Below are 23,556 nucleotides of genomic sequence, written 5' to 3' on the forward strand. Positions count from 1 at the left end.
ACGTACGACAGGATCGCCGTCCGGGCCCCCGGTACACCGGGCGCCGGGACCCGCGTGTGCTCATCGTGTCCGGACGGCTGCGCTCCGGCACCCACCTCGCCGAAGGCGCCCTCGCCGGTGAACCGCGAGGTCAGGCCCGGCGCTCGTCCATGCCCGCCATCAGGGCCTGGTGGCTCATCCGCACATGCTCCCGCATCACCCGCTCCGCGCCGTCGCCGTCCTTGGCCCGGATCAGATTGAGGACGCGGTGGTGCTCATCGTCGGACTCGTCCAGCCGGCCGGGCCGGGACAGCGAGGTGCGCACCAGCCGGGCGTAGGCCAGCTGGTTCATCAGGGTGCGGTAGTGCGCCTCCAGCTTGCTGTTGTCCGCGCCCACCACGATCAGATCGTGGAACTCGTGGACCAGCGCCGCGTACTGCTCGGCGTCGCCGTCCCGGACGGCCGCGTCGGCCGCCCTCATATTGGCCTCCAGCCGCTCCACTTCCGGTACGTTCCCGCGGAAGGCGAGCAGCCGGGCGGCGGCGCCCTCCAGCAGCTCCTTCATCTGGAACAGCTCGGTGAGCTCGCGCCGGGACGGTACGGCGACGAATGTGCCGACCCGCGGCCGCACCTCGACCAGACCCTCGATCTGGAGCTGTTTGAGGGCCTCGCGGATGGGTGTCCGGCTGACGCCGAAGGTCTCGGACAGCGCCATCTCGGAGAGGCTGGAGCGGGGCGGCAGCTCACCACTGATGATCATCTGCCGCAGCTCTTCGGCGACCCTCGCCTGCATGCTGGTCTGCTGAAGCCGCTTCCCTGTGGGTCGTTGCATGGCACGGGACCCTAGGTGTGGCCATTGCTTCCCGTCAACTGTGGGAACGCAGGTGTGTTGTGCCATACAACAACCCTTCCTCGATCCGGGGCCGGGGCCTCAGGGCCTCAGGTGCTCAGGTGCTCAGGACTTCAGGACCTCAGGATGAAGGGATCCCCGGCGGGCTCCTCGCTGGTGTTGATCCAGACGCTCTTCAGCCGGGTGTACTCCCGGATCACCTCCGTGCCGTGCTCGGTCCCCATCCCGCTGGTCTTGAACCCGGCCCGGGGCGACATCGGCGACATCGAGCGATAGGTGTTGGCCCACACCGTCCCGGCCTCCAGCCGCGCGGCCATCCGGTGCACCCGGTTCACATCCCGGGTCCACACGCCCGCCGCCAGGCCGTACGCGGAGTCGTTGGCGATCGCCAGGGCCTCCTCCTCCGAGCCGAAGGGCATGACGGTCGCGACCGGCCCGAAGATCTCCTCCTGGCAGATCCGCATCCCGTTGTCGGTGCCGGTGAAGACGGTGGGGGAGTAGAAGTACCCGTCGAGACCGGTCTCCGGCCGCCTGCCGCCGCAGACCACCTTTCCGCCCTCGGCCTGCCCCAGCTCGACGTACGACTCGACCTTCTCCAACTGCTCGGCGATGGCGAGCGGGCCGAGCTCGGTGGTCTCCGCCAGCGGATCGCCGATGCGGATCGTGGCCGCCCGCGCCGTCACCCGCTCCAGGATCTCGTCGTACACCTCCCGGTGCACCAGCACCCGGCTGCCCGCCACACAGGTCTGACCCGCGGCCGCGAAGACGCCCGCGATCACGCCCATGGCGGCCGAGCCCAGATCGGCGTCCGGGAAGATGATGTTGGGCGACTTCCCGCCCAGCTCCAGGGTGCAGCCGATCAGCCGGTCGGCGCAGGTGCGGGCGATCCGGCGGCCGGTCCCGCTGGAGCCGGTGAAGGTCACCTTGGACACGCCGTCGTGCTCGGTCAGCGGCCCGCCCGCCTCCGGGCCGTACCCGGTGACCACATTGACCACCCCCGGCGGGAACCCCGCCTCCTCGAAGAGCGGTGCGAGCGCCAGCAGCGAGGCCGAGGTGTGCTCCGAGGGCTTGACCACCACCGTGTTCCCCGCGGCCAGGGCCGGGGCCAGCTTGGTGGTGGTGAGCAGCAGCGGGGAGTTCCAGGGGGTGATGGCGCCGACCACGCCCACCGGTTCGCGCAGGGTGTAGTTGAGCAGCTCGCGGCTCGCCCCCGGGATCACCTCGCCCTGGATCTTGTCGGCGAGTCCCGCGTAGTAAGAGAAGTACTCGGGCAGCCCGGCCAGTTGGGCCCGCATCTCGCGCAGCAGCTTGCCGTTGTCGAGGGTCTCGGTGCGGGCCAGCCGCTCCGCGTGCTCACCGATCAGATCGCCCAGGTTCCGCAGCAGCCGACCGCGCCGGGTCTGGCTCAGATCGCGCCAGCGCGGATCCTCGAAGGCGGTGCGGGCGGCGCCCACCGCACGGTCCACATCGGCGGCGGTGCCGCGCGCCGCCTCGTACCAGGGCTCGGCGGTGGCCGGGTTGACGCTACCGAAGTAGCCGCCTTCGGCGGGGGCGGTCCACTCGCCCGCGATGTAGTGGTCATGGCGCGGCAGGGGGTTCATGAGCGGTGGGACTCCTGTCCGGTGGGGGTTCCGGGGTGGGTTCCGGTATGGCTTCCGTGGGTTCCGATGTGGCTTCCGGTGTGGGTTCCGGCGTGGCTTCCGGTCTGGGTGAGGATCACGTCGGCGAGTTCCCGGGGGCATTCCAGCGGCAGCAGATGGCGGGCGCCGGGCACGATCACCGCCCGGCCGCCGGGGATCCGCTCGGCCAGCCGGTGCGACATGGCCGGGGTCGAGCCGGGGTCCCGCTCGCCGGTCACCGCCACGGTGGGCGCGGCGATCCGGGGCAGCCACCGCCACAGCGCGGTGTCGGCGGTCGCGAAGACCCGGTAACACGCGAGGTAGGAGGCCCGGTCGTTGGCCAGCAGCGTATCGAGCACCTGCCGCGCCAGCTCGGGGTCCTGGGCCCGCCAGGCGGGCGAGAACCAGCGGTCGACCGCCGCCCACGCGGACGCCCCGAAGTCCTGGGCGGCCAGCTCCTGGCGGCGGGCCACCGCCGCGCGCTCCTCCTCCGACCGGCCCGCGACCGAGCTGACCAGGGTGAGCGAGGCGGTGAGCTCCGGCCGGTCAAGACCCAGCCGCTGGGCGACCAGGGCGCCGAGCGAGAAGCCGACCACATGCGTGGGGCCGCTCAGCAGCGCCCCGACGTCGGCGGCCAGCTCGGCGAGCGACACCCCGGCCGCCGCGGCCGGGGAGGCGCCGTGGCCGCGCAGATCGACCAGTGTCACCCGGTGCCGGGCCGCGAGGGCCGGGAGGCACCGGTCCCACATACGGCGGTCGAGGCCGACGCCGTGCAGCAGCACCAGGTCCGGGCCGTCGCCGTGCGCCTCGTGGCTCAGCGCCACCGTGGCACCGGCCCGGGAGGCCGGGACGCGCGCCCGCGCGTCCGCGCCGGACCTGCCCATGTCACTCACCGTGCGCTCACCGCTCCGTCGACAGCGGCGCCAGCCGGGCCTGGGGGCGGCCCTGGGCGGCCGCCGCGAGCCCGACGACGATCTCGTCGGCGCGCGGCCCGTCCGCCACCCGCATCTCGATGCTCTGGTGGTGCGAGCGGATGGTGGCGTCGGTGATGTGCTTGAGCGGGATGTCGAAGACCGTGCCCGCGGCGGCCCGCTTCTCCACGGCCGGGAGCAGCGTGGTGGCGTTCGCCGCGCGGCGGAAGTGGTCGCCGAACTTGAGGGTGTGGATCAGCGCGGAGCCGTGTTCGACCTCCCCGTCGAGACCCACGATCGCGGCCTTCCCGTACGCCTCCACCGGTGCGCCCAGCGCCTCGACCACGCGGGGCGCCAGCAGCTCGCCCAGCTTCGGCGCCACCTCGTCGATCCCCGGCAGCAGATCCGCCACGAAGCCCTGACCGGCCCAGGGGTTCTCGATGACGGCGAGCACCACGGCGGTACGGGCGGGCGGGTCCACCGGGCGGCCGCCCTCGCTGTGGATGTCCTCGGTGAAGGTGATGATCTTGCGGATGTTCATGTCACGGTCTCCAGGTCGTCCAGATCGGCGAGGCGGATGAGGGGGTCGGTGGCGCGGTCGCCGATCCGGGCGTTCGGGCGGGGGCCGGACGCCCCGGCCGCGATGACGACGATCTCGTCCGGGCGGGGCGCGTCGGGGATACGGATCTGGCAGGTCTGGTAGTGCGAGCGGGTCGCGGCCGCGGTCTTGTGCCACAGGGGCACGGTCAGCGGCTCACCGGCCGGGAGCCGGTCGTCGCTGAAGACGATGATCGAGGTGCCCTCGGTCAGCTCGCGGAAGACATTGCCGAAGAACGGGGTGTGGATCAGCGCGCCGCCGTGCTCGATCTCCCCGTCCAGGCCCACGATGGCGGCCTTGCCGAAGGACTCGATCCGGTCGACCCCGCCCAGCGCCTCGCTGATCCGGTCGGTGAGCAGCCGGGCCAGCCCCGGTGCGATCCGCTCGACCTCGGGCCCCAGGTCGGCGACGAAGCCGCCGCCGGCCCAGGGGTTGCTGATCACCGCGGCCGCCGCGACCCGGCGCACCGGTGCCGCGACCGGGCGGCCGAGCTCCAGCAGCAGCTCATCGGCGACGGTGACGACCTTGCGCAGCCGTGCCTCAGCCATGACCGCCACCGGTGGTGAACTGCGGCATGACCTTCTCGGCGAACAGCTCCAGGCTGCGCATCGCGTTGCGGTGCGGCAGACCGGGGTGGGTGGTCCACAGCAGCAGATGTTCCAGGCCCACCTCGTCGCGCAGCTCGGCGATCTTCTCCGAGACGTACTCGGGGGTGCCGACCAGCAGATTGCGCCCCTGGAGGAAGTCGAAGGACAGCTCATGGGCGTCGGTGAGCTCCTCGCCCGCCTCCATGAGGTTGGACAGCCCCCGCCAGTGCATGATCCACCGGTAGGTGGTCATCAGCGCCTCTTCGAACTCGGCGCGGGCCTGCTCCATGGTGTCGGCGACATACACATCGCGCACCAGGCCGATGCCCTCGCCCAGCGCGTACTCACGCCCGGACGCCTGGCTCGCGGTGTCCCGGTAGAGCTCGAACCGCTCCTTGAGCGCGGAGACCGGCGGCAGCCAGAAGAGCCCCTGGACACCGTCGGCCGCGGCGGACTTGATCGAGCGGGGGCTGTCGATCACCTGCCACAGCGGAGGGTGCGGCCGCTGCAGCGGAAACGGCGTGACCCGCATCTTGGTGATGACACCGGCGTCGGTGTACTCCGGGGTGGCGGGGGAGAGGGGGTGGTTCCACTTCACCCCGGGGGCGGGGAACTCGTAGAACCGGCCCTGGTGCGAGAAGAACTCGCCGCTCCACGCCTTGCGCAGGACCTCCACGGTCTCGTCGTACAGGGCGCGGTTCTGCTCCTGGTCGCGCGGATCGGCCAGGGCGTTGAGGTTGAGCGCCTCGCGGCCGTACAGCCCCCGGCCGAGGCCGACCTCGACCCGGCCCCCCGAGAGCTGGTCGAGCATCGCGATGTCCTCGGCGAGCCGCAGCGGATGCCAGAAGGTGGCGATCGAGGCCGCCTGGCCGATCCGGATGCGTTCGGTACGGGCGGCGATGTCCGCCCCCATCAGCACCGGGTTCGGGGTGATCTCGATCGCCTCGTGCCCGAAGTGGTGTTCGGTGTACCAGGTGGACCAGAAGCCCGCCCGGTCCGCGGTGACCGCGAACTCCCGGGCTTCGTTCATGACTTCGGCGTACTCGCCGAGACGGCCCGGGGCACCGAGGTTGTGGAATATCGAAAAGCGCATGCAGCGTCCGTCCTGTTCTTCCGGCTCACGCTGTGCCATGGCAGGGAGGCTAGGAGTCCGTATCGGGCCCGTCAAGGGTCAACGTCAGAGAAACAACCTTGACCTGTGCTTTTAGTAAGCGCTCGGAACTTTCTCGGCTCATCTGTCCCAAGGTGTTGACAGTCGTGGATGGCCTTTCTACGGTCCTCTGCCATACAAGAGCTGACTGAGGGAAGACGTCATGACGCACACTCTTGACCGCACCGCCCGCATCCGCTCCACCTGGCAGGCGGTCTGGGACCGGGGCGAGGTCGACGCGCTCGACCAGCTGCTCGGCCCCGCCTATGTACGCCGCCGCGGGCCCGCCGCGGCCCCCCAGGACCGAGAGCAGTTCAAGGAGTCCATCCGCGCCATCCGCCAGGCGTTTCCCGATCTCCGCACCGAGATCGAGGAGATCGTCGAGGACGGCGAATCGCTGGCGATCCGCTGGCGCAGCACCGGCAGTCACACCGGCGATTTCCTCGGGGTCCCGGCCACCGGCAGGCCGGTCGAGGTCTCCGGCGCCACCTTCACCCGCTTCGACCACGGTGTGGTCAGCGAGGAGTGGGTGACCTGGGACCCGCGCCAGCTGCTGGAGGCGCTCGGGATCATCACCACCACCCAGCAGGCGGCCGTGGACGCCGATGTGGTCCGTGGTGTGCACCGCAAGTTCATCACCGGTGTCACCGTCGTGACCTGCGACGACGACGGTAAGCCCCGGGGGCTCGCGGTGAACGCGTTCGCCAGCATCTCACTGGATCCACCCATGGTGCTGGTCTGCGTGCAGCGCAGTTCCACGACCCATCCCGCGCTGCACCGGGCGAGCCATCTGGGGATCAACATCCTCGCCGCCGGCCAGCTCGATGTGGCCAAGACCTTCGCCTCCAAGGCCGACGACAAGTTCGCCGGGCTGTCCTGGACCCCCGGTGAGTTCGGCGTCCCGCTGATCGACCGGTCCTGCGCCCAGCTCGAGGTGGAGATCGGCGAGCGGCTGGAGGCCGGCAGCCACACCGTCTTCACCGGCCGGGTGGTGTCCGCCCGCCATGAGGAGCTGGCCCCGCTGGTCTACAGCGGCGGTGGCTTCTTCGACATCTCCCACACCGCGCCGCTGCCGTGGTGAGACACCGGCACCCCGATCCGCGGCGCCACCGACCCCCCGCCACCCCCTGACGCCCACTCCTCCCGTCCCAGGAGCACGCCCATGACCCACGACGACACGGCGCCGGTGTACGGCAGCGCGGTCACCAAGGTGGAGCCCTTCGGGGTCGACCACATCCCCGACAACGAGCGGCACGGCAAGCCCAGTTCGCAGTTCTTCGTCTGGTTCGCCGCCGGTCTCAACTTCCCCATCATCCTGCTCGGGTTCAGCGCGGTCGGGCTCGGCCTCAGCTTCGGCGCCGCCGTCGCCGCCATCGTGGCCGGCGCGGGTCTCGGCTCGCTGCTGATGGCCGTGATGTCCCGGATGGGCGTACGGCTGGGGGTGCCCCAGCAGATCCAGGCGCGGGGCCCGCTCGGCTTCTTCGGCAACTTCCTGCCGGTGGCGTACATCAATGTGTTCGCCGGGGTCGGCTGGGCCGCCGTCACCGTGATCCTCGGCGGCAAGGCCATCGCCGAGCTGACCCATCTGCCCTTCTGGGTCTGCGGACTGGCGCTCACCCTGGTCGAGCTGGTGGTGTCCATCTACGGCTACAACATGATCAATTTCCTGCAGCGGGTGCTGACCTACATCCTCACCCCGCTGTTCGTGATGATCACGGTGGTGGCCCTGGTGCGCGGCGCGGGCACCTTCGACGCCGATCCGAAGGCGGCGGACTACGTCGGCTCCACCGGCGGCTGGATCACCTTCGGCGGCTGGTTCCTCTCCTTCCTCGTCGCCTGGGCGCCGTTCGCCTCGGACTACTCGCGCTATCTGCCCGATTCGCCGAACGTGGTGAAGCGCACCGCCTGGTACACCGGGCTCGGCAACTTCGTCACCATCTGCTGGCTCGGCATCCTCGGTGTGCTCCTCGGCTCCAACGCCACCAGCACCGACTCCATCACCGCCCTGCACCAGCTGACCGGGCCGTTCGCCATCCCCGCGCTGATCGCCATCGGGCTGTCCGCGCTCGCGCAGAACTTCCTCAATGTCTACGGCGGCGCGATCTCCGTCCAGACGCTGAAGGTGCCGGTCACCCGGACCCAGGCCGTCACCCTCATCTGCGCGCTGGCGTATGGGATCAGCCTGTGGGGACACTCCGGGATCGAGGACAAGTTCTCGGTGTTCCTCAACCTCACCGCGTACTTCATCGCGCCGTTCGCCACCGTGCTGCTGCTCGACTACCACCTGGGCGGCCGCTCCGACCCCGGCCGGATCGCCGAGCTGTACGACCGCGGACGGGTGCTCTCCTGGGGCTTCGTCGCCTGGGTCGGCGGGGTGCTGGCCTCGGTGCCGTTCTGGCAGTCCGATCTCTACACCGGGGCGTTCGCCTCGGCGTATCCGCACGTGGGCGATCTGAGCATGTTCGTCGCGGCGGGCGCCTCGGCGGTGCTCTATCTGCTGACCTACCGGCTGCGGCCGCTGTGGACGCGGGACACCCCCGCCACGGCCGAGCCCCAGCAGGAGAAGACGGCGGCGGTGGCGGGCTCCTGACGCGGCGTCGATGAACCGGGGCGGGCGGTGTCGCGAACGGCGATGCCGCCCGCCCTTCGGTGTCCCCGCCCCCGCCCCGCTATCGCCTCCGGCGGGAGGGCGCGGGGCGCTCGGCGGGGGCGGGGTCGATACAGCGCGACTGGGCGTGTTCGTAGACCATCGTGCTCTGCACATCCGCCACCTCACGGCGCTCGGTGAGGCGGTCGATGACGAACGCGTACAGCCCGTTGGTGTCCGGCACCGCCACATGGATGAGGAAGTCATGGGCACCGGAGGTGACGAACAGCCCGATGGTCTCCGGCAGCTGGGCGGCCCATTCCCGGAACCCCTCGATGACCGGCCGGGACGGCGGGCGGATCCGCACCGAGATCAGCGCCTGCACGGGGCGGCCGACCGCCTCCAGGTCGACGGCGGCGTGATAGCCGCTGATGATGCCGCGCTCCCGCAGCGCCCGGACCCGCTCCAGGGAGGTCGACGGCGAGACCCCCGTCCGCAGGGCCAGCTCGCGATTGGTCTGGCGTGCATCGTTCTGCAGCTCCCGCAGAAGAGCACGGTCGAGTGCATCAAGTTCCACGAAAGCGCTCCTTTGCCTGAGGAAGTTCGGCGAGCCGTGCTCCGGCTCGGATGGATGGGTACCGTCCACCACATTAGCCATCGACAAGGAGTAGTGCTCGTGTCCGTTCCCCAGCTGTCCGACGAGGATGTACGCACCGATCAGTCCACCCGGCAGGCGAAGCTCAAGTGGGTGATCGTCGTGGCCGAGGAGCTGCCCGCGGGCCGGGCGGTGAACGCGGCCGCCTGCATGGCCGCCGCCGTCGGCCGGGCGATGCCGGAGCTGCTGGGGCCGGACGGCAGGGACGGCTCCGGCGCCGGCCACCCCGGGCTGCCGTGGGCCGGCTGCTCGATCCTGGCGGCCGGCCCACAGGCGCTGCGCGAGCTGCGGGCCAAGGCCGCCGAGAAGGACGATCTGTTCCTCGTCGACATGCCCGGACAGGCCCAGACCTCACGGGTCTACGACGAGTACCTCGACAGCCTGGCCGGCACCAAGACCGAGGATCTCGACTACCTCGCCGTCAGCATCGTCGGCCCGCGGAACAAGGTGAGCAGGCTCATCGGGAAGCTTCCCCTGCTGCGCTGATCTCCGCGCCACCGGTCGCGGCCGGATCGCCCAGCGCGTAGGGGGCGAGGATGTCGGCGATGGCCCGGTTGCGCGGGGTGGCGACGCCCAGCTCGGCGCCGAGTTCGGCCACGGCCCCGCTGAGCCAGCTCAGTTCCAGGCGGTTGCCGTGGAGGAGGTCGTTGTGCATCGAGGACGTCATCGTGGCGGGCAGTGTGTCGCAGAAGGCGAGCCGGTCGTCGGCGAAACCGGGGTCCAGGTGCACTCCCTTGGCCCGTCCCACGGCGACCACCTCGCGCATCACATCACGCAGCAGATCCCGTGACCCGGGATTCCCGCGGACCACGCCGATCGGCTGCCGCACCGTCGACGTCGTCCCGGAAAGACCCACCAGGAAGACGAACTTCTCCCAGATGGTGCGCTCGATGTCCCCGCTGATCTCCGCGTCGACACCGGCCGCGAGACAGCGGTCGAGGAAGTGGCGGGCGCGCGGGGACTCCTTGCGGTCGTACTCCCCGAACACCAGCCGCTGCAGCGTGCCGTTGTGCACCACCACCCCGGGCTCCTCGATGAACGCCGAGATGTAGCCCACTCCGCCGAGGACGGACTCCGCGGGCAGCTGGCGCCGCAGCTCCGTGTCCTTCTGGACTCCGTTCTGGAACGACACGACGGCGGCGCCGCTCTCGGCGAGGGGCGCCAGCCGCCGGGCGACGTCCTCGGTGTCCCACAGCTTCACCGCCACCATGACCAGGTCCGGGGCGTCGAGGTCGGAGACCGTCGGCACGACCACCTCGGACGGCACCCGCAGATCCCCCAGCGGGCTGCGCACGGTCAGCCCGTTCTCCCGGATCGCCGTGAGATGGCGGCCCCGGGCCACGAAGGTGACCTCGTCCCCCGCGGCGGCGAGCCGTGCGCCGAAGTATCCGCCGACGCCACCCGCGCCGATGATCGCGATCCGCATGATGTCCCCTCGTTCTCAGCCGCTTAGTAACCCGTCAGGCGGTTACTATATTCGCATGGATTCCTCGACGGAGCAGGTCCCGCGGCCGCGGGTCACCGCTCGGCTGCGGGCACTGCGCTTCGACGCCGGCAGCCTCGCCCTGAACCTCGTCGCCTCCCTCGGGCGGCGCGGCAGCACCCCGATCGAGCGCCTCGGCACCCTCGACCGGCTGCGGCAGTGGTGTGACGGAGTCGGGCTGCGGCTCCACGACGAGGCCGTCACCGAGGAGCTCCGCACCGAGCTGCGGACGCTGCGCGAGGCGGCGTACGACGTGGTGGCGGCGGTCGTCCACGGCCGGGCCCCATCCGCCGCGTCCGTCGCGCTGCTCAACGACCGGGCGCGTCCCGCCCCGCCGCGGCCACTGCTGAGGGCCACCGGCACCGGGGTCGAGGTCGACGGCGCCGATCGCCCGCTGACCGGGCGGGAGCTGCAGTCGGTCGTCGTCCGCGACCTCATGGCGGTGCTCGGGGACCCGGAGCGGCGCGAGGCGCTGCGGGCCTGCGACTCCTCGCTGTGCACCATGATCTACCTCGACCGCACACCGGGCGGAAGGCGCCGGTGGTGCTCCATGCGGCTGTGCGGCAACAGCGCCAAGGCCGCGAAACACCGGCAGCGGCAGGCGTCCGCCGCACCGGGCGGGTCCTGACCCCCGGGTGTGTCGGGGGAGCTGAAGCCTCGGCGCCCCGGCTGGGTCCTGAAGCCCCGGCGCTCCCAGGGCCGTTGTTTCCGGTGGGCCGCCCGGGGCACCCGGGGTGGCCGGAGGGTTGCCGATGGCCGAAGAGAGCGACACCGACCCCGCACCGAAAGCACGACACCCCGGCCGGGCCTGCGGCTCCGGGGGAGCGGTGGCCGCCGTCGCGCTGACCGTGGCGACCGGGGCGATGGACGCGATCAGCTTTCTGGCCCTGGGCGGCGTCTTCACCAGCGTCATGACCGCCAATCTGTCCCTGCTCGGCATGTCCACCGCGTCCATGGACGCGGCGCTCGCCCGGGACTCCGCGGTCGCCATGGGCGGATACATCGTGGGCGCGCTGGTCAGCGGCCGGATCGTCCGCGGCTCCCGGCCGGCCCTGCGGGCCCGGTGCGCGCTCACGGTGGAACTGCTCGCGCTCGGCGGGCTCTGGGCGGTGTGGGCGGCCGCCGACGGCCACCCCGCCGGTGGTCGGCAGCTCGGGCTGCTGGCGGTGGCCGCGCTCGCCATGGGAGGGCAGAGCGGTCTGGTGCGGGCCGTCGGGCCGCCCGGTTTCTCCACCACGTATCTCACCGGCGCCCTGACCGGGGTGCTGGTCGACGCGGTGCGCAGCGGAACGGTGCGCCGGCTCAGCATCGCGCTGCTGGGGGGCCTGGTGGTGGGCGCCGCGGCCGGCGGGCTGCTGGTGGCCCATGCCGCGCGGGCCGCGCCCGCCCTGCCGACCGGACTGGTCGGCCTCGTTCTGCTGGCGTCCCTGACCTCCCTGGCCCGGGATGCCCAGGGCCATCTCTGGCCCCACGCCGAGTAGTCCGCCTCAAGCCCGGCGGCCCCGGGGCGGGTTGACCGGTGATTCACTCTTCCAGCGGAGTGTCATCCGATGTCAGACTCGGCCCGTGACCGACTTTGACATGCTTGTGATCGGATCCGGGCCGGGCGGCCAGAAGGCTGCCATCGCAGCCGCGAAGCTCGGTCGCCGGGTAGCCGTCGTCGACCGTAAGGAGATGGTGGGCGGGGTTTCCCTGCACACCGGAACCGTTCCGTCCAAGACCCTGCGCGAGGCGGTGCTCTATCTCACCGGACTGACCCAGCGGGATCTCTACGGCCAGAGCTACCGGCTCAAGGAGGAGATCACCGTCGCCGACCTGACGGCCCGCACCCAGCATGTGGTCGGCCGTGAGGTGGATGTCGTCCGCAACCAGCTGTCCCGCAACCGGGTCGCGATGTTCTCCGGCACCGGCCGGTTCGTGGACGACCACACCGTGGCCGTCACGGACGCCACCGACCAGGAGCAGCTGCTCACCGCCCAGCACATCGTGATCGCCACCGGCACCCGCCCGGCCCGCCCCGCGAGCGTGGAGTTCGACGAGCGGACGATCATGGACTCCGACAGCGTCCTCAATATGGAGCGGGTGCCGCGCTCCATGGTCATCGTGGGCGCCGGGGTGATCGGCATCGAGTACGCCTCGATGTTTGCCGCCCTGGGCAGCAAGGTCACCGTGGTCGAGCAGCGCGAGGGGATGCTGGACTTCTGCGATGTCGAGATCGTCGAGGCGCTGAAGTACCGGCTGCGGGACCTGGCCGTCACCTTCCGCTTCGGCGAGACCGTGGCGGCCGTCGAGCGCCATCCGCGGGGCGCCCTGACCATCCTGGAGAGCGGTAAGAAGATCCCCGCCGACGCGGTGATGTACTCCGCGGGGCGCCAGGGGCTCACCGACGCGCTGGACCTCGCCAAGGCGGGGCTCACCGCCGACCGGCGGGGCCGGATCGCGGTGGACGAGCACTATCGCACCGCCGTGCCGCACATCTACGCCGTCGGCGATGTCATCGGCTTCCCGGCCCTGGCCGCGACCTCCATGGAGCAGGGGCGGAGCGCGGCGTACCACGCGTGCGAGGAGCCGGTGAACCCGATCCACCACCTCCAGCCGATCGGGATCTACAGCATCCCCGAGATCAGCTTTATCGGCCGCACCGAGGACCAGCTCACGGACGAGAAGGTGCCCTTCGAGGTCGGGGTCTCCCGCTATCGCGAGCTGGCCCGGGGCCAGATCGTCGGCGACGCCCACGGCATGCTGAAGCTGCTGGTCTCCCCGGAGGACCGGCGGCTGCTCGGGGTGCACTGCTTCGGCACCGGCGCCACCGAGCTGATCCACATCGGCCAGGCCGTGATGGGCTGCGGCGGCACCGTCGACTATCTGGTGGACGCGGTGTTCAACTATCCGACCTTCGCCGAGTCCTACAAGGTCGCCGCGCTCGACGCCACCAACAAGATGCGCGAGGTCGACCACCTGCGGGACTGACCTCCCGGCCCCCGCCCTCCTCCGCACCCCACTCCTGAATATCCCTTTTGGGATACTGGGAGACAGACCGGGAGGAGGGCTGAGATGACTCGCGCAGTCGGTATTGACCTGGGTACGACGAATTCGGTCGTATCGGTCCTGGAGGGCGGCGAGCCGACCGTCATCACCAACACCGAGGGCACCCGGACCACCCCCTCGGTGGTGGCCTTCGCCAAGAACGGCGAGGTGCTGGTGGGGGAGGTCGCCAAGCGCCAGGCGGTGACGAACGTGGAGCGCACCGCGCGATCGGTCAAGCGCCACATGGGCGAGGACCGGTGGCGGTTCCCGGCCACCGGCGATGTGGACGGCAAGCGCTACACCGCGCAGGAGATCTCCGCGCGGGTGCTGCAGAAGCTCAAGCGCGACGGCGAGGCGTACCTCGGCGAGGACGTCACCGACGCCGTGATCACCGTTCCCGCGTACTTCAACGACTCCCAGCGCACCGCCACCAAGGAGGCGGGCGAGATCGCCGGGCTGAAGGTGCTGCGGATCATCAACGAGCCGACGGCCGCCGCCCTGGCGTACGGGCTGGACAAGGAGAACGACCAGACGATCCTGGTCTTCGACCTCGGCGGCGGCACCTTCGACGTCTCGCTGCTGGAGATCGGCGAGGGGGTGGTGGAGGTCAAGGCCACCAATGGCGACACCCACCTCGGCGGCGACGACTGGGACCAGCGGATCGTGGACCATCTGGTCTCCCGCTTCAAGAACGGCTACGGCGTCGATCTGTCCCAGGACAAGATGGCGGTCCAGCGGCTGCGCGAGGCATCGGAGAAGGCCAAGATCGAGCTCTCCGCGGCCAGCGAGACCACGATCAACCTGCCCTACATCACCGCGTCCGACCAGGGCCCGCTGCACCTGGACGAGAAGCTCACCCGCTCGCAGTTCCAGCAGCTGACCGAGGACCTCCTGGAGCGCTGCAAGGCCCCCTTCCACCAGGCGATCAAGGACGCCGGGATCAAGACCGCCGACATCGACCATGTGATCCTGGTCGGCGGCTCCACCCGGATGCCCGCCGTGACCGGCCTGGTCAAGGAGCTGACCGGCAAGGAGCCGCACAAGGGCGTCAATCCGGACGAGGTCGTGGCGATCGGCGCCTCCCTCCAGGCCGGTGTCCTCAAGGGCGAGGTCAAGGACGTGCTGCTGCTGGACGTCACCCCGCTGTCCCTCGGTATCGAGACCAAGGGCGGCATCATGACCAAGCTGATCGAGCGCAACACCACGATCCCGACCAAGCGCTCGGAGGTCTTCACCACGGCCGAGGACAACCAGCCGTCGGTGCAGATCCAGGTCTTCCAGGGGGAGCGCGAGATGGCCGCGTACAACAAGAAGCTCGGCATGTTCGAGCTGACCGGCCTGCCGCCCGCGCCGCGTGGGGTGCCGCAGATCGAGGTGGCCTTCGACATCGACGCCAACGGCATCATGCATGTCTCCGCCAAGGACCTCGGCACCGGCCGGGAACAGCGGATGACCGTCACCGGCGGCTCGGCGCTGCCGAAGGACGACATCGACCGCATGATGCGCGAGGCCGAGAGTTACGCGGAGGAGGACCACCGGCGCCGCGAGGCCGCCGAGACCCGCAACCAGGCCGAGTCGCTCGTCTACCAGACCGAGAGGCTGCTGCGGGACCAGGCCGACAAGGTGCCCGGGGACGTCCGGCAGGAGGCCGAGGCGGCGGTCGCGGATCTGAAGCGGACGCTCGAGGGCGAGGACACCAACGCGATCCGAGAGGCCACCGAGCGGACCGCCACCGTCGGGCAGCGGATCGGCACCGCGATCTATGCCCAGGCCCAGCAGTCCGGCCCGGCCGACGGCGGCGGAGCCGGCGGCTCCACGGGCGGCTCCTCCGGCGACCGGGAGGACCGGGCCCACGCGTCCGAGGAGGACGTCGTGGACGCGGAGATCGTCGACGACGAGAAGACCGGGGACGAGCCCAAGGGCGGCGCCGGCTGACCGGCACCGCCTTCCGGGCCGGCCTGATCGTTCACTGCTTCCTGGCCGGCTCACCCCGCCGCGCCGATACCTCCACGAGTTCCGAGCGCCCCTTCGCGTTGAGATGCAGGATCGGAATGGCCTTGTTGCGCGGATTGCCATTGTTCTGGAACGAGATGAACCCACTCGCCCCCGGTACCTGCTGACGGCTGTTCATCTGGTGGAACATCCGCGCCACCGATTCCCCGGTCACATCGCCCAGCGCCGCCATCTGGATGCCCTGGGCGGCGGTGAGCACCGCGTCATGCGCCATGATGGCCTGGCCGTCCTGGTGCTGGTCGTCGGGGAACCACTTGGCCAGCAGCCCGCCCGGCTGGAAGTACTGGGCCGACGGGCGGGAGACGGAGTCGGGGTCCTCCTGCCACATATCGGGGTGCGCCAGGCCCGTGTAGAGCACCCGCACCTTGCTCTCGGCGGCGTGGGCCAGGTCATCGGCGGTGAGGTTGGTGGTGTCGTCGCCGGTGATCACCATGAACTCCCGATCCTGGCACGGACGGTTGGCGATCGCGTCCAGGAACCGGGTGAGGTGCTTGCCGCGGCCCGCGAAGAAGACCGCCTCCGGCTTCTGGTCGCACAACTGCCCCGGCATATAGCGCAGCTCGTTCTCCCAGGCGCCGCGCACCGAGGAGTCATAGGTCATCCGGTCCGCCACCAACTGGTGGCCCTTGATGTCCTGGAAGACCTCGGTGAAGGCGTCACCGAGGGTCTTGGCATAGTAGTTGTCCCGCGCGTCGTCCTGGACCACCACCGCCCGGCGGACCTTCTCCTTCTTGAGGTACGCGGAGGCGGCATACGCCTCGTCCACATTGGTCGGCGAGACCCGGACGAGCCCCTTGATGCCCTCTATGTTGGTGGCCGTCATGGTGCTGGCGACCAGGGCGAGACCGTTGTCGGACAGCCGCCTCAGCGCGTCGAGGTTCTGGGTGTCGCTGGGGCCGAGCCCGGTGACCGCGACCAGCTTGTCGTCGGAGGTCTTCCGGTCGATCAGCTCATCGACGGTGTGCTCCCAATGGGCCGCGCTGCTGCCCATATTGGCGATCAACAACTTGATCTTGGGGGAGGAGGAGAGATCGCCGCGGTTGTGCCGGTACTGCGCCAGATACGCGCCCTCGAGCTCATGCCGGACCGATTCCTCGGAGTTGCTGTCGTCCTCGGTCAGCGTGAACGAGGTCATGTAGGCGACGCTGACGTACTTGTCACCGTGCTTCTCCACCAGCTCGTTCTCCGCCTTGATCTTCTTCTCCACGCGCTCCAGATGGTCGGCGAAGGTGTACGAGCCGTCGGTGACGCCCACGCACTCGCGGTCGTCGCCCATCTTGACGACGCCGTCACCGCACCGCGCCCGCCTGTCCTCGAACCAGTTCACGGTGAGCGGGATCGCCACCGCGAGCACGGCCAGAACGATCACGCCGATCACCACTCGGCGCACGATGTGCAGCGGCCATTCCAGTCTCGGCACCGGTCTCACCCCTCGCCCGCGCGCGTCAGCGGATGGCGCCAGTGGCGGTACCGCTCCGCCTCGTTGAACAGGGCCACGATGTCGTTCCTCCGCAGTCGTGAGAGCTGGTTGAAACCGTCGGCGATCATGTCGTTCAGCCGCATCCCGGGGTCGGCGAGCGGATCGCTCCACACCCAGCGCACCGTGATCAACTCCCGGATCACCGAGGCCGTGGTGACCGCCTCCGGGGGCTCGTCCGGGGCGAGGTCGGCGAGCAGCTCCAGCGGTCCGCCGGCCTGGCCCAGCCGGTTGGGGGCGGCCGTGATGATGTTGAACTCGCTGATCCACTGCGCCGCGGTCACCGCCGGGAAGCGCTCCACCAGATACCCGGTCACCTCGTCGATCCGCTCCGCCGCCAGCCGGTGGTACATCTCCTGGACCGGGCGGCCCTCGGACCTGAAGTGCTCGGCCAGCAGCTCGTGCACCGCGTCCCAGTCGTCCGGACGCCCGGCCAGCCGCCACAGCAACAGCCGCCGCAGCCAGGGATGGAGGGCCGGGGTCACGGCCCCCGGGCTGTCCAGCAGCCAGCGGCCGCGGACCTCGCCGAACAGCGAGTCGCCCGAACCCAGCAGCCGGGTGCCGATGGACAGGTCGCGAGCCGCGGCGCACTCCTCAAGCGCCAGCCGCCGCGCGGGGTCGAAACCGCGCAGCAGATGGTCCAGGGCGGCCTCCGCCAGCGTCCGGGTGTCCTCGCCCTCCCGCGGTGTGCGGTCCGGCAGGGTGCGCAGCCAGCGGTCCTGCTCGGCGCCGTCCTCGACGGGCACGGACGAGTGCCGGAGCAGCTCCAGGACCAGGCTGACCGCCCGGGGGAGCCCCGCGGTCAGCCGGTGGACGAACGGCGCGAGCCGGGTGAACGGCGCGAGGTCGGGGTGGTGGCGCAGCTCCAGCTCGATCCGGATGCGCACCTCGTCCAGATTGAGGTCGCGCAGCCGCAGCGGATACCACCAGGTGTCATCGCTGTCCCGGCCCGGCCGGTGCTCGCTCCAGTCCGCCAGGGAGGCCCGGTCCGGGCCGCGCAGCCGCCACGGCCACTGGTCGCCGGTGGCCGGGCCCCAGCGGGGCAGCCACCGGTTGGAGCTGGCCACGACGGTGAGCGGATCGCAGTCGGCGCCCGCCACCACGGCGTCGTCATGGCGGGCCCGGATCAGCAGATCGAGAAACCGACGTCCGTACTCCGTATGGGAGTTGTCGAGCAGCAGCAGATACGAGCGGGGCATGAACGAGTGGCGCACATTGCTGCGCATGTCCTCCAGCAGGGCCGAGAACAGCACCCGGTCCAGCCGCTCCTGATCGTCCTCGTCCCCGTCGTGGCGCCACAGGTTGAGCTCGACCAGCGCCTCCCACGGATCCCGGCTCTGCAGCAGCGGATGGCCGCCGTACCAGGCCGCGCTGCTGGTGAACTTGCGGCCCGGCAGCCGCCTCCGGCCGCGCCGCAGCGCGTCCCGCAGCAGCGCGAGCGCCGCCGTGGAGGCGCCGTCGGGAGCGCCCACGGCGCCCCCGGCCACCTCGAAGAAGGCGGCGAGATAGTCGCCGTAGCGCGCCTCCGCCTGCTCCTGGAACGCGTCCAGCTCCCGCCGGATGTTGCGCCGCCCCTCCGCCAGGCTCGTCATCCGCAGCTGGTGGTCGGAGGCGAGCAGACCGAGCGTCAGCCGCGGGAAGTGCGAGCGGCGGTAGCGCGGCAGCTTGCGCTCCAACTGGCGTGCGAGCAGCGCCAGGGCGTACCGCGGCAGCAGGGACTGCTCACCGCCGACATTGACATACGCGAACGGCGTCTCGGGGCCGAACTTCTCCATCAGCGCGCCATGAGCGTCGCTGGCCCCACTGCCGCGCGGCCCCAACAGCATGATCACCGGCCGCTCGTCCGTCGGCTCCAGCCTGAGACACTCCCCGACCAGACTGATGATCCCGCTGCGGCCTCTTAAGCCCACGCCCATTCCGGATTCCGCCACGTGCCCCCGTCCCCCCGTTCAGGCCCCCCGTCGGCAACTAGGGGTCCTTTACCCACATTCACCCCTTCGATAGCGGGCCGTTCCCAAACGTACTCCCGTTACGGGCGGCGCCGACATCCCTTTCCCACCGTGAGGTTCCACCGGCCGCGAGGCGCCGCCCCCCGCTCAGCGGCGGAAGACCTCCAGCCGGGTGGGCGCGGGCCGCCCCGGCGCGGGCAGACCGAGGCCGCGGCGCCCCGGGGTGATCGACCCCAGCACGCTGGCATGGCGGGCGCCGGTGCAGCTCGGCACCGTACCGGCCAGCCCGTGGGCGGTCAGGAAGGCGAGGACGGCGAAGGCGTACGCCTCCTTCGCCGCCGCGGGAAGGCCGAGGTCGTCGGAGGTCCGCAGCGCGATGGGGCCCAGCTCCCGGCGCAACGCCCCCATCAGGGTGGGGTTGCGGGTGCCGCCGCCCGAGGCGATCACCTCGGTGGCATGCGCCTTCCGTACGGCGTCGGCCACCGTCCGGGCCGTCAGCTCGGTGACGGTGGCGACCACGTCATCGTCCGGCACCGGGCCCGTGGCGGCCAGACCGGCACGCAGATAGGACGCGTGGAACAGCTCCTTGCCGGTGGTCTTGGGCGCGGGCAGCGCGTAGTACGGCTCGGCCAGCAGCCGCTCCAGCAGCGGCTCATGGATGGTGCCGCGCGCCGCCATGGCGCCGTCCGCGTCATGGTCCAGCCGGCCACCCGTCAGATCGCCGACCGCCGCGTCGATGAGCGCGTTCGCCGGGCCGGTGTCGAAGGCCAGCGGCTCCCGGGCGCCGGCGACCACCGTGATGTTGGCGATCCCGCCCAGGTTCAGGGCGGCGCACACACCGGGCCGCCCGCGCAGCCACAGGGCGTCCACCAGGCTGACCAGGGGAGCGCCCTGGCCGCCCGCGGCCACATCGCGGGTGCGCAGATCGGAGACCACCGGGCGGCCGGTGGCCTCGGCGATCCAGGCGGGCTGGCCGAGCTGGAGCGTCCCGTGCACCCGCCCGCCCTCGGCCCAGTGGTACACCGTCTGGCCGTGGGAGCCGATGAGATCCGTACGCCCCTCGCACAGCTCCCGGTCGGCGCGGACCGCGAGCGCGGCGAACGCCTGGCCGATCCGGGTGTCGAGCGCGCACACGTCCCGCATGGTGGTGGCCGCCGGGGGCAGCGCGGCGCTCAGCGCCGACCGCAGCGCCTCCGGGTACGCCTCGCTGACCAGCCCCAGCGGGGCCAGCACCACGGTGTCGCCGTCGAGCACCAGATCGGCCGCCGCGGCGTCCACCGCGTCATGGGACGTGCCCGACATCAGACCGATCACCCGCATGATGTCTCCTCCTCCCGCTCGGCCCCCGTCGTGGCCCGCGCCGCGTCGGGCAGCGCGCCGCGGTGGTTCTCCCCGCGCAGGGTGAACAGGGCGACCACGCTGACGGCGCAGGTCACCGTCACGTAGTAGGCCGGGATGTCGACCTCGCCGGTGTGCTTGATCACCTCGGTGATGATGAGTCCGGCGCATCCGGAGAACACCGCGTTGGACAGCGCGTACGCCAGACCCAGACCCGTGTAGCGGATCCGGGTCGGGAACATCTCGGCGAGCATGGCCGGACCGGGCCCCGCCATCAGGCCCACCACCACGCCCGCCACGAAGACCGCCGCCCCTTGGACCCATGCCGAACTGTCCGGATCCTGTAGGACATTGAGCAGCGGGAAGGCCAGCACCGCCACCAGCGCGGCCCCGGTCAGCATCACCGGCCGCCGCCCGATCCGGTCGCTGAGCAGCCCGGCCGGGAGGATGGAGAGAGCGAAGCCCGCGTTGGCCACCACGGTGGCGACCAGCGCCTGCTGGAAGGTGGCGTTCAAGGTGGCCTGGAGGTACGAGGGCATGACGACCAGGAAGGTGTAACCGGCCGCCGCCCAGCCCATGATGCGCGCGGCCCCCATGACGATCGCCCCGGCCACCTCCCGGGGGTCCGCCACCCGCTCCGGCCCGGTGGCCGACGCCGTGCCGGTGTCCGCGTCCGCCGTCGCGCGGAAGAAGGGGGTCTCCTCCAGCCTCAGCCGCAGCCACAGGGCCACCAGCCCGATCGGCAGGGTCAGCAGGAACGGCAGCCGCCACCCCCAGTCGCCCAGCGACTCCTCGCTCATCACGGTGGCCAGCACCGCCGCCACCCCGGCCCCGGCCAGCAGCCCCAGCGCCACGGTGAACGACTGCCACGCCCCGTACAGCCCGCGGCGGCCCGGCGGAGCGAACTCCGTCATGATCGACACCGCACCGCCGAACTCCCCGCCCGCGGAGAGACCTTGGAGGATCCGCAACAGGGTGAGCAGCCAGGGCGCGGCCGTGCCCAGCGTGTCGTACGTGGGCAGAGCTCCGATGAGGGTTGTGGCGCCGGTCATCAGCAGCAGCACCAGGATCAGCGTGGGCCGGCGGCCGATCCGGTCGCCGACCCGGCCGAAGACGGCGGCGCCGATGGGGCGGAAGAAGAACGCGATCCCGAAGGAGGCGTAGGTCTTGACCAGGCCCTCGAGCTCGCTGCCGCCGTGCGGAGTGAAGAAGTTCGCGGCGATGATCGTCGCGAAGAAGCCGTAGACCCCGAATTCGTACCACTCGATGAAGTTGCCGACCGAACCGGCCACCAGCGCACGGCGCGGGGCCCGCCCGGCAACACGTTCGCTGGGATCCGCTGGGGACGTCGTCACATCCGGGCCCTTTCAGCCGTCACCGCCAAGGGGATGTGATGTCCGTACCCGTCAGGGAGCGCGGTTACCGGTGCGAGCGCGGCTCCAGCGGCCCTCGAGGTCCGGGCAGATCCCGTACGGCCCCGGGGCGCGGGCCAACCCGGTGCCGTACGGGCCCGTCCTCAGCCGCGCAGCACCGCGTTGCACTCCCGCTGCAGCGCGATGTCCCGCCACATCGGGTGCTGGGGCGCCGCGTTGGAGCACACCACCGCGCCCCACGCGCCCACCCGGGCCGACTCCTCGACCGCGCGACGGCAGAACGCGGCCCCCACCGGGCCCTCCTCGAAGGTCCCGTGCAACGGGGTGTAGCCGATCCAGCCCTCGCCGAAGACCAGCGGAACCCCGCTCGCGGCCGCCCAGTCCGCGGCCGCCTCGATCCAGGTGACCAGCCGCTGGTCCATCGCCAGCCGGTGCACGGCGTAGCGGTCGTACAGCCAGGCGTCCCAGCGGTCGGGGTCGCACCAGTCGTGGACGTAGATCTCCCGGGGGCCGACCGTGGTGGCTTCCAGCCGCCAGCGATCGCCGGGCGGAGGGGCCCAGTCGGCCAGATCGGGGGCGCCGGGGCGCAGCAGCTCCCGGCGGACCGCCTCCTGGGGGAAGGGACGGGCCCGGTCGCGGACGGCGAAGGTGGTCAGCAGCTCGTCCAGCACCCCGTAGACATAGGGGTGGAAGACCGCCACATCCACCTCACGGGGGACCCCGCGCAGCGAACCGACCGGCACCTTGGCGTAGTTGACCGTGACCGGCCGGTTGGGGTGGCGCTCCTTGAACCGGGCGATACCCCGCTCCAGCCGCGGCCGCAGGGCGACGACCCTGTCCTCGCCGTCCAGCCCTTCGGTGAGCCGGCTGCCCTGGACCTCGTTGTGCAGCTCGGTGAAGGCGATCCGGTCGTCCAGACCGTGGATCACCAGGTAGTCGATCAGATCGGCCAGCGCGTCCGCGAGCGTCTCGGCGCGCCGCTCGGGATCGACGGCCATCAGCGCGTCGAACCAGGCGCGGTCCTCGCCGAACGACGGGCTCTGCTGGTACTCCCAGCTGGAGAGGATGACGAAGCAGTCATGGCGCAGGGCCGCCTCGAACAGCTCGCGCAGCCACGCCCGTCCGTCGATCTCGCCCCCGCCGCCCAGGTCGTACCAGCGCATCCGCTGCCCGTACGCGCCGCCCAGCGCCGACGGCCGCAGCTTGGTCGTGTCCAGCCGGGAGCCGAAGAGCAGGTACGGCATGGCGCAGACGCGCACCGTGTTGTAGCCGCGGGCCACGGCATCCTCGAAGGCGCGGTCGAGATCGGCGAAGGGCTCATCCGGGCCGGTGCGGGTGTACCAGCTGAAGTCCCACAGCGTGATGGTCAGTTTGTCCGGCAGATGCGGCGACAGCGTCACAGGGGGCTCCCCGCGGTCGGCGGCTCGGCGATGACAGAAGAGACGAGAGATCGGTTCATCGTCCGGGGGTGCCAACGGGCTGTCAAGATGTATTCATAAATAATGGCCAGTGCTGGGGTGGCCGGGTTTCCACCCCGTTCATCCGGTACGGCGGGTGCTGGAGGCCGTCCGGGACCGGGACGCGACCCGTACGGCGGTCGCGCCCACTATGGGGGCGGTCCCTCAGGCGATCCAGCCGTAGCCGGGCCGTGGTCTGCGCGAGGCCGGGGGCGCGCCCACGCTCTCCAGGTCGTGCTCGGCGGCCCGCACCAGCTGCTGCCCCAGATCGCTGAGCGCCCGCCCGGCCGCGAGCTCATCGCCGATCACGGGCACGTCCTCGTCGTCCGGGTTGCACCGGGCCAGTCCCCGGCCGGTGAGCGCCGTGGACCCGGTGTCCAGCTCCACCCGCGCCCTGGTCCTCCCCTCGTCCTCGGAGAGATAGAGATGGACCTTCCACTCCACTGTCTGCGACATGGTCTGCTCCTCACCTTCCGGCGGCCGCTTCTGGCGCTTCTGGCGCC

At 71.1% G+C, this 23,556-nt stretch carries 21 protein-coding genes; 7 read left to right on the plus strand and 14 right to left on the minus strand.

Going from position 1 to position 23,556, the window contains the following annotated elements; translation table 11 throughout:
- Nucleotides 1-130 precede the first annotated feature (130 nt).
- The 6 genes from ACFXB5_RS33645 to ACFXB5_RS33670 all read right to left on the minus strand — a co-directional run bounded on the left by ACFXB5_RS33645 (nucleotide 131) and on the right by ACFXB5_RS33670 (nucleotide 5,676).
- On the minus strand, nucleotides 131-811 hold the full coding sequence (locus ACFXB5_RS33645; protein ID WP_385215080.1) for a GntR family transcriptional regulator: 681 nt from the start codon (nucleotides 809-811) through the stop codon (nucleotides 131-133).
- Between the two features lie 131 nt (nucleotides 812-942).
- Nucleotides 943-2,430 (minus strand): aldehyde dehydrogenase, encoded by a 1,488-nt coding sequence (locus ACFXB5_RS33650; RefSeq protein WP_385215083.1) that lies wholly within the window; start codon nucleotides 2,428-2,430, stop codon nucleotides 943-945.
- The gene (locus tag ACFXB5_RS33655) at nucleotides 2,427-3,332 is read right to left on the minus strand and encodes an alpha/beta fold hydrolase (protein WP_385215085.1); all 906 of its coding nucleotides are present in this window, start codon (nucleotides 3,330-3,332) and stop codon (nucleotides 2,427-2,429) included. The genes ACFXB5_RS33650 and ACFXB5_RS33655 overlap by 4 nt, the downstream gene beginning before the upstream one ends.
- A gap of 16 nt (nucleotides 3,333-3,348) precedes the next feature.
- Nucleotides 3,349-3,900 (minus strand): amino acid synthesis family protein, encoded by a 552-nt coding sequence (locus ACFXB5_RS33660; protein ID WP_201847902.1) that lies wholly within the window; start codon nucleotides 3,898-3,900, stop codon nucleotides 3,349-3,351.
- Nucleotides 3,897-4,505, minus strand: coding sequence for an amino acid synthesis family protein (locus ACFXB5_RS33665; protein WP_044580908.1), 609 nt, complete (start codon nucleotides 4,503-4,505; stop codon nucleotides 3,897-3,899). Before ACFXB5_RS33665 ends, ACFXB5_RS33660 begins: the two co-directional genes overlap by 4 nt.
- A complete protein-coding gene (locus ACFXB5_RS33670) occupies nucleotides 4,498-5,676 on the minus strand; it encodes an LLM class flavin-dependent oxidoreductase (RefSeq protein ID WP_385215089.1) in 1,179 nt (392 codons plus the stop codon). The genes ACFXB5_RS33665 and ACFXB5_RS33670 overlap by 8 nt, the downstream gene beginning before the upstream one ends.
- 181 nt (nucleotides 5,677-5,857) lie before the next feature.
- On the opposite strand from ACFXB5_RS33670, the gene ACFXB5_RS33675 reads away from it, so the two are divergent.
- Both ACFXB5_RS33675 and ACFXB5_RS33680 read left to right on the plus strand, forming a co-directional pair.
- Nucleotides 5,858-6,775 (plus strand): flavin reductase, encoded by a 918-nt coding sequence (locus tag ACFXB5_RS33675; protein WP_385215092.1) that lies wholly within the window; start codon nucleotides 5,858-5,860, stop codon nucleotides 6,773-6,775.
- 81 nt (nucleotides 6,776-6,856) lie between these two features.
- On the plus strand, nucleotides 6,857-8,284 hold the full coding sequence (locus tag ACFXB5_RS33680; RefSeq protein WP_385215095.1) for a purine-cytosine permease family protein: 1,428 nt from the start codon (nucleotides 6,857-6,859) through the stop codon (nucleotides 8,282-8,284).
- 79 nt (nucleotides 8,285-8,363) lie between these two features.
- On the opposite strand, the gene ACFXB5_RS33685 is transcribed toward ACFXB5_RS33680, so the two are convergent.
- The gene (locus ACFXB5_RS33685; RefSeq protein ID WP_059144620.1) at nucleotides 8,364-8,858 is read right to left on the minus strand and encodes an Lrp/AsnC family transcriptional regulator; all 495 of its coding nucleotides are present in this window, start codon (nucleotides 8,856-8,858) and stop codon (nucleotides 8,364-8,366) included.
- 99 nt (nucleotides 8,859-8,957) lie between these two features.
- Here ACFXB5_RS33685 and ACFXB5_RS33690 point away from each other — a divergent pair, with 99 nt between their 5' ends.
- Nucleotides 8,958-9,422 carry a DUF2000 domain-containing protein gene (locus tag ACFXB5_RS33690; protein WP_385215098.1) on the plus strand — a complete coding sequence of 155 codons (465 nt, stop codon included), beginning with the start codon at nucleotides 8,958-8,960 and terminating at the stop codon, nucleotides 9,420-9,422.
- Here ACFXB5_RS33690 and ACFXB5_RS33695 read toward each other — a convergent pair.
- Nucleotides 9,394-10,362, minus strand: a complete 969-nt coding sequence (locus ACFXB5_RS33695; RefSeq protein ID WP_385215100.1) for a ketopantoate reductase family protein — start codon at nucleotides 10,360-10,362, stop codon at nucleotides 9,394-9,396. The two genes, ACFXB5_RS33690 and ACFXB5_RS33695, sit on opposite strands and share 29 nt — an antisense overlap.
- 55 nt (nucleotides 10,363-10,417) lie before the next feature.
- On the opposite strand from ACFXB5_RS33695, the gene ACFXB5_RS33700 reads away from it, so the two are divergent.
- The 4 genes from ACFXB5_RS33700 (at nucleotide 10,418) to dnaK (ending at nucleotide 15,381) form a co-directional block, all read left to right on the plus strand.
- Complete coding sequence (locus ACFXB5_RS33700; protein ID WP_385215103.1) at nucleotides 10,418-11,047, plus strand: CGNR zinc finger domain-containing protein; 630 nt, start codon at nucleotides 10,418-10,420, stop codon at nucleotides 11,045-11,047.
- A 124-nt stretch (nucleotides 11,048-11,171) separates the two neighbouring features.
- On the plus strand, nucleotides 11,172-11,900 hold the full coding sequence (locus tag ACFXB5_RS33705; protein ID WP_385215106.1) for a YoaK family protein: 729 nt from the start codon (nucleotides 11,172-11,174) through the stop codon (nucleotides 11,898-11,900).
- Nucleotides 11,901-11,985: 85 nt separating this feature from the next.
- Nucleotides 11,986-13,389, plus strand: a complete 1,404-nt coding sequence (sthA, locus tag ACFXB5_RS33710; RefSeq protein WP_385215109.1) for a Si-specific NAD(P)(+) transhydrogenase — start codon at nucleotides 11,986-11,988, stop codon at nucleotides 13,387-13,389.
- 84 nt (nucleotides 13,390-13,473) lie between these two features.
- Nucleotides 13,474-15,381 carry a molecular chaperone DnaK gene (gene dnaK / locus ACFXB5_RS33715; RefSeq protein ID WP_385215112.1) on the plus strand — a complete coding sequence of 636 codons (1,908 nt, stop codon included), beginning with the start codon at nucleotides 13,474-13,476 and terminating at the stop codon, nucleotides 15,379-15,381.
- A gap of 31 nt (nucleotides 15,382-15,412) precedes the next feature.
- On the opposite strand, the gene ACFXB5_RS33720 is transcribed toward dnaK, so the two are convergent.
- The 6 genes from ACFXB5_RS33720 to ACFXB5_RS33745 all read right to left on the minus strand — a co-directional run bounded on the left by ACFXB5_RS33720 (nucleotide 15,413) and on the right by ACFXB5_RS33745 (nucleotide 23,509).
- Nucleotides 15,413-16,879 carry an ABC transporter substrate-binding protein gene (locus tag ACFXB5_RS33720; RefSeq protein ID WP_385215114.1) on the minus strand — a complete coding sequence of 489 codons (1,467 nt, stop codon included), beginning with the start codon at nucleotides 16,877-16,879 and terminating at the stop codon, nucleotides 15,413-15,415.
- A gap of 5 nt (nucleotides 16,880-16,884) precedes the next feature.
- Nucleotides 16,885-18,867, minus strand: coding sequence for a hypothetical protein (locus ACFXB5_RS33725; protein ID WP_385215115.1), 1,983 nt, complete (start codon nucleotides 18,865-18,867; stop codon nucleotides 16,885-16,887).
- Nucleotides 18,868-19,032: 165 nt separating this feature from the next.
- A complete protein-coding gene (locus ACFXB5_RS33730; RefSeq protein ID WP_385215118.1) occupies nucleotides 19,033-20,205 on the minus strand; it encodes an anhydro-N-acetylmuramic acid kinase in 1,173 nt (390 codons plus the stop codon).
- Entirely contained in the window at nucleotides 20,196-21,578 is a 1,383-nt protein-coding gene (locus ACFXB5_RS33735; protein WP_385215120.1) for an MFS transporter, read from the minus strand. Before ACFXB5_RS33735 ends, ACFXB5_RS33730 begins: the two co-directional genes overlap by 10 nt.
- Before the next feature lie 161 nt (nucleotides 21,579-21,739).
- Nucleotides 21,740-22,996, minus strand: a complete 1,257-nt coding sequence (locus ACFXB5_RS33740; RefSeq protein ID WP_385215123.1) for a cellulase-like family protein — start codon at nucleotides 22,994-22,996, stop codon at nucleotides 21,740-21,742.
- A gap of 222 nt (nucleotides 22,997-23,218) precedes the next feature.
- Nucleotides 23,219-23,509, minus strand: coding sequence for a DUF1876 domain-containing protein (locus ACFXB5_RS33745; protein WP_385215126.1), 291 nt, complete (start codon nucleotides 23,507-23,509; stop codon nucleotides 23,219-23,221).
- Between the last annotated feature and the right edge of the window lie 47 nt (nucleotides 23,510-23,556).

It is taken from the genome of Streptomyces sp. NPDC059455 (genome assembly GCF_042750115.1).
Lineage (GTDB): Bacteria > Actinomycetota > Actinomycetes > Streptomycetales > Streptomycetaceae > Streptomyces > Streptomyces endocoffeicus.

Coding starts and splice junctions, on each gene's coding strand:
- ACFXB5_RS33645 (WP_385215080.1), bottom strand. CDS start 811: ATGCAACGACCCACAGGGAAGCGGCTTCAGCAGACCAGCATGCAGGCG.
- ACFXB5_RS33650 (WP_385215083.1), bottom strand. CDS start 2,430: ATGAACCCCCTGCCGCGCCATGACCACTACATCGCGGGCGAGTGGACC.
- ACFXB5_RS33655 (WP_385215085.1), bottom strand. CDS start 3,332: ATGGGCAGGTCCGGCGCGGACGCGCGGGCGCGCGTCCCGGCCTCCCGG.
- ACFXB5_RS33660 (WP_201847902.1), bottom strand. CDS start 3,900: ATGAACATCCGCAAGATCATCACCTTCACCGAGGACATCCACAGCGAG.
- ACFXB5_RS33665 (WP_044580908.1), bottom strand. CDS start 4,505: ATGGCTGAGGCACGGCTGCGCAAGGTCGTCACCGTCGCCGATGAGCTG.
- ACFXB5_RS33670 (WP_385215089.1), bottom strand. CDS start 5,676: ATGGCACAGCGTGAGCCGGAAGAACAGGACGGACGCTGCATGCGCTTT.
- ACFXB5_RS33675 (WP_385215092.1), top strand. CDS start 5,858: ATGACGCACACTCTTGACCGCACCGCCCGCATCCGCTCCACCTGGCAG.
- ACFXB5_RS33680 (WP_385215095.1), top strand. CDS start 6,857: ATGACCCACGACGACACGGCGCCGGTGTACGGCAGCGCGGTCACCAAG.
- ACFXB5_RS33695 (WP_385215100.1), bottom strand. CDS start 10,362: ATGCGGATCGCGATCATCGGCGCGGGTGGCGTCGGCGGATACTTCGGC.
- ACFXB5_RS33700 (WP_385215103.1), top strand. CDS start 10,418: ATGGATTCCTCGACGGAGCAGGTCCCGCGGCCGCGGGTCACCGCTCGG.
- ACFXB5_RS33705 (WP_385215106.1), top strand. CDS start 11,172: ATGGCCGAAGAGAGCGACACCGACCCCGCACCGAAAGCACGACACCCC.
- dnaK (WP_385215112.1), top strand. CDS start 13,474: ATGACTCGCGCAGTCGGTATTGACCTGGGTACGACGAATTCGGTCGTA.
- ACFXB5_RS33730 (WP_385215118.1), bottom strand. CDS start 20,205: ATGCGGGTGATCGGTCTGATGTCGGGCACGTCCCATGACGCGGTGGAC.
- ACFXB5_RS33745 (WP_385215126.1), bottom strand. CDS start 23,509: ATGTCGCAGACAGTGGAGTGGAAGGTCCATCTCTATCTCTCCGAGGAC.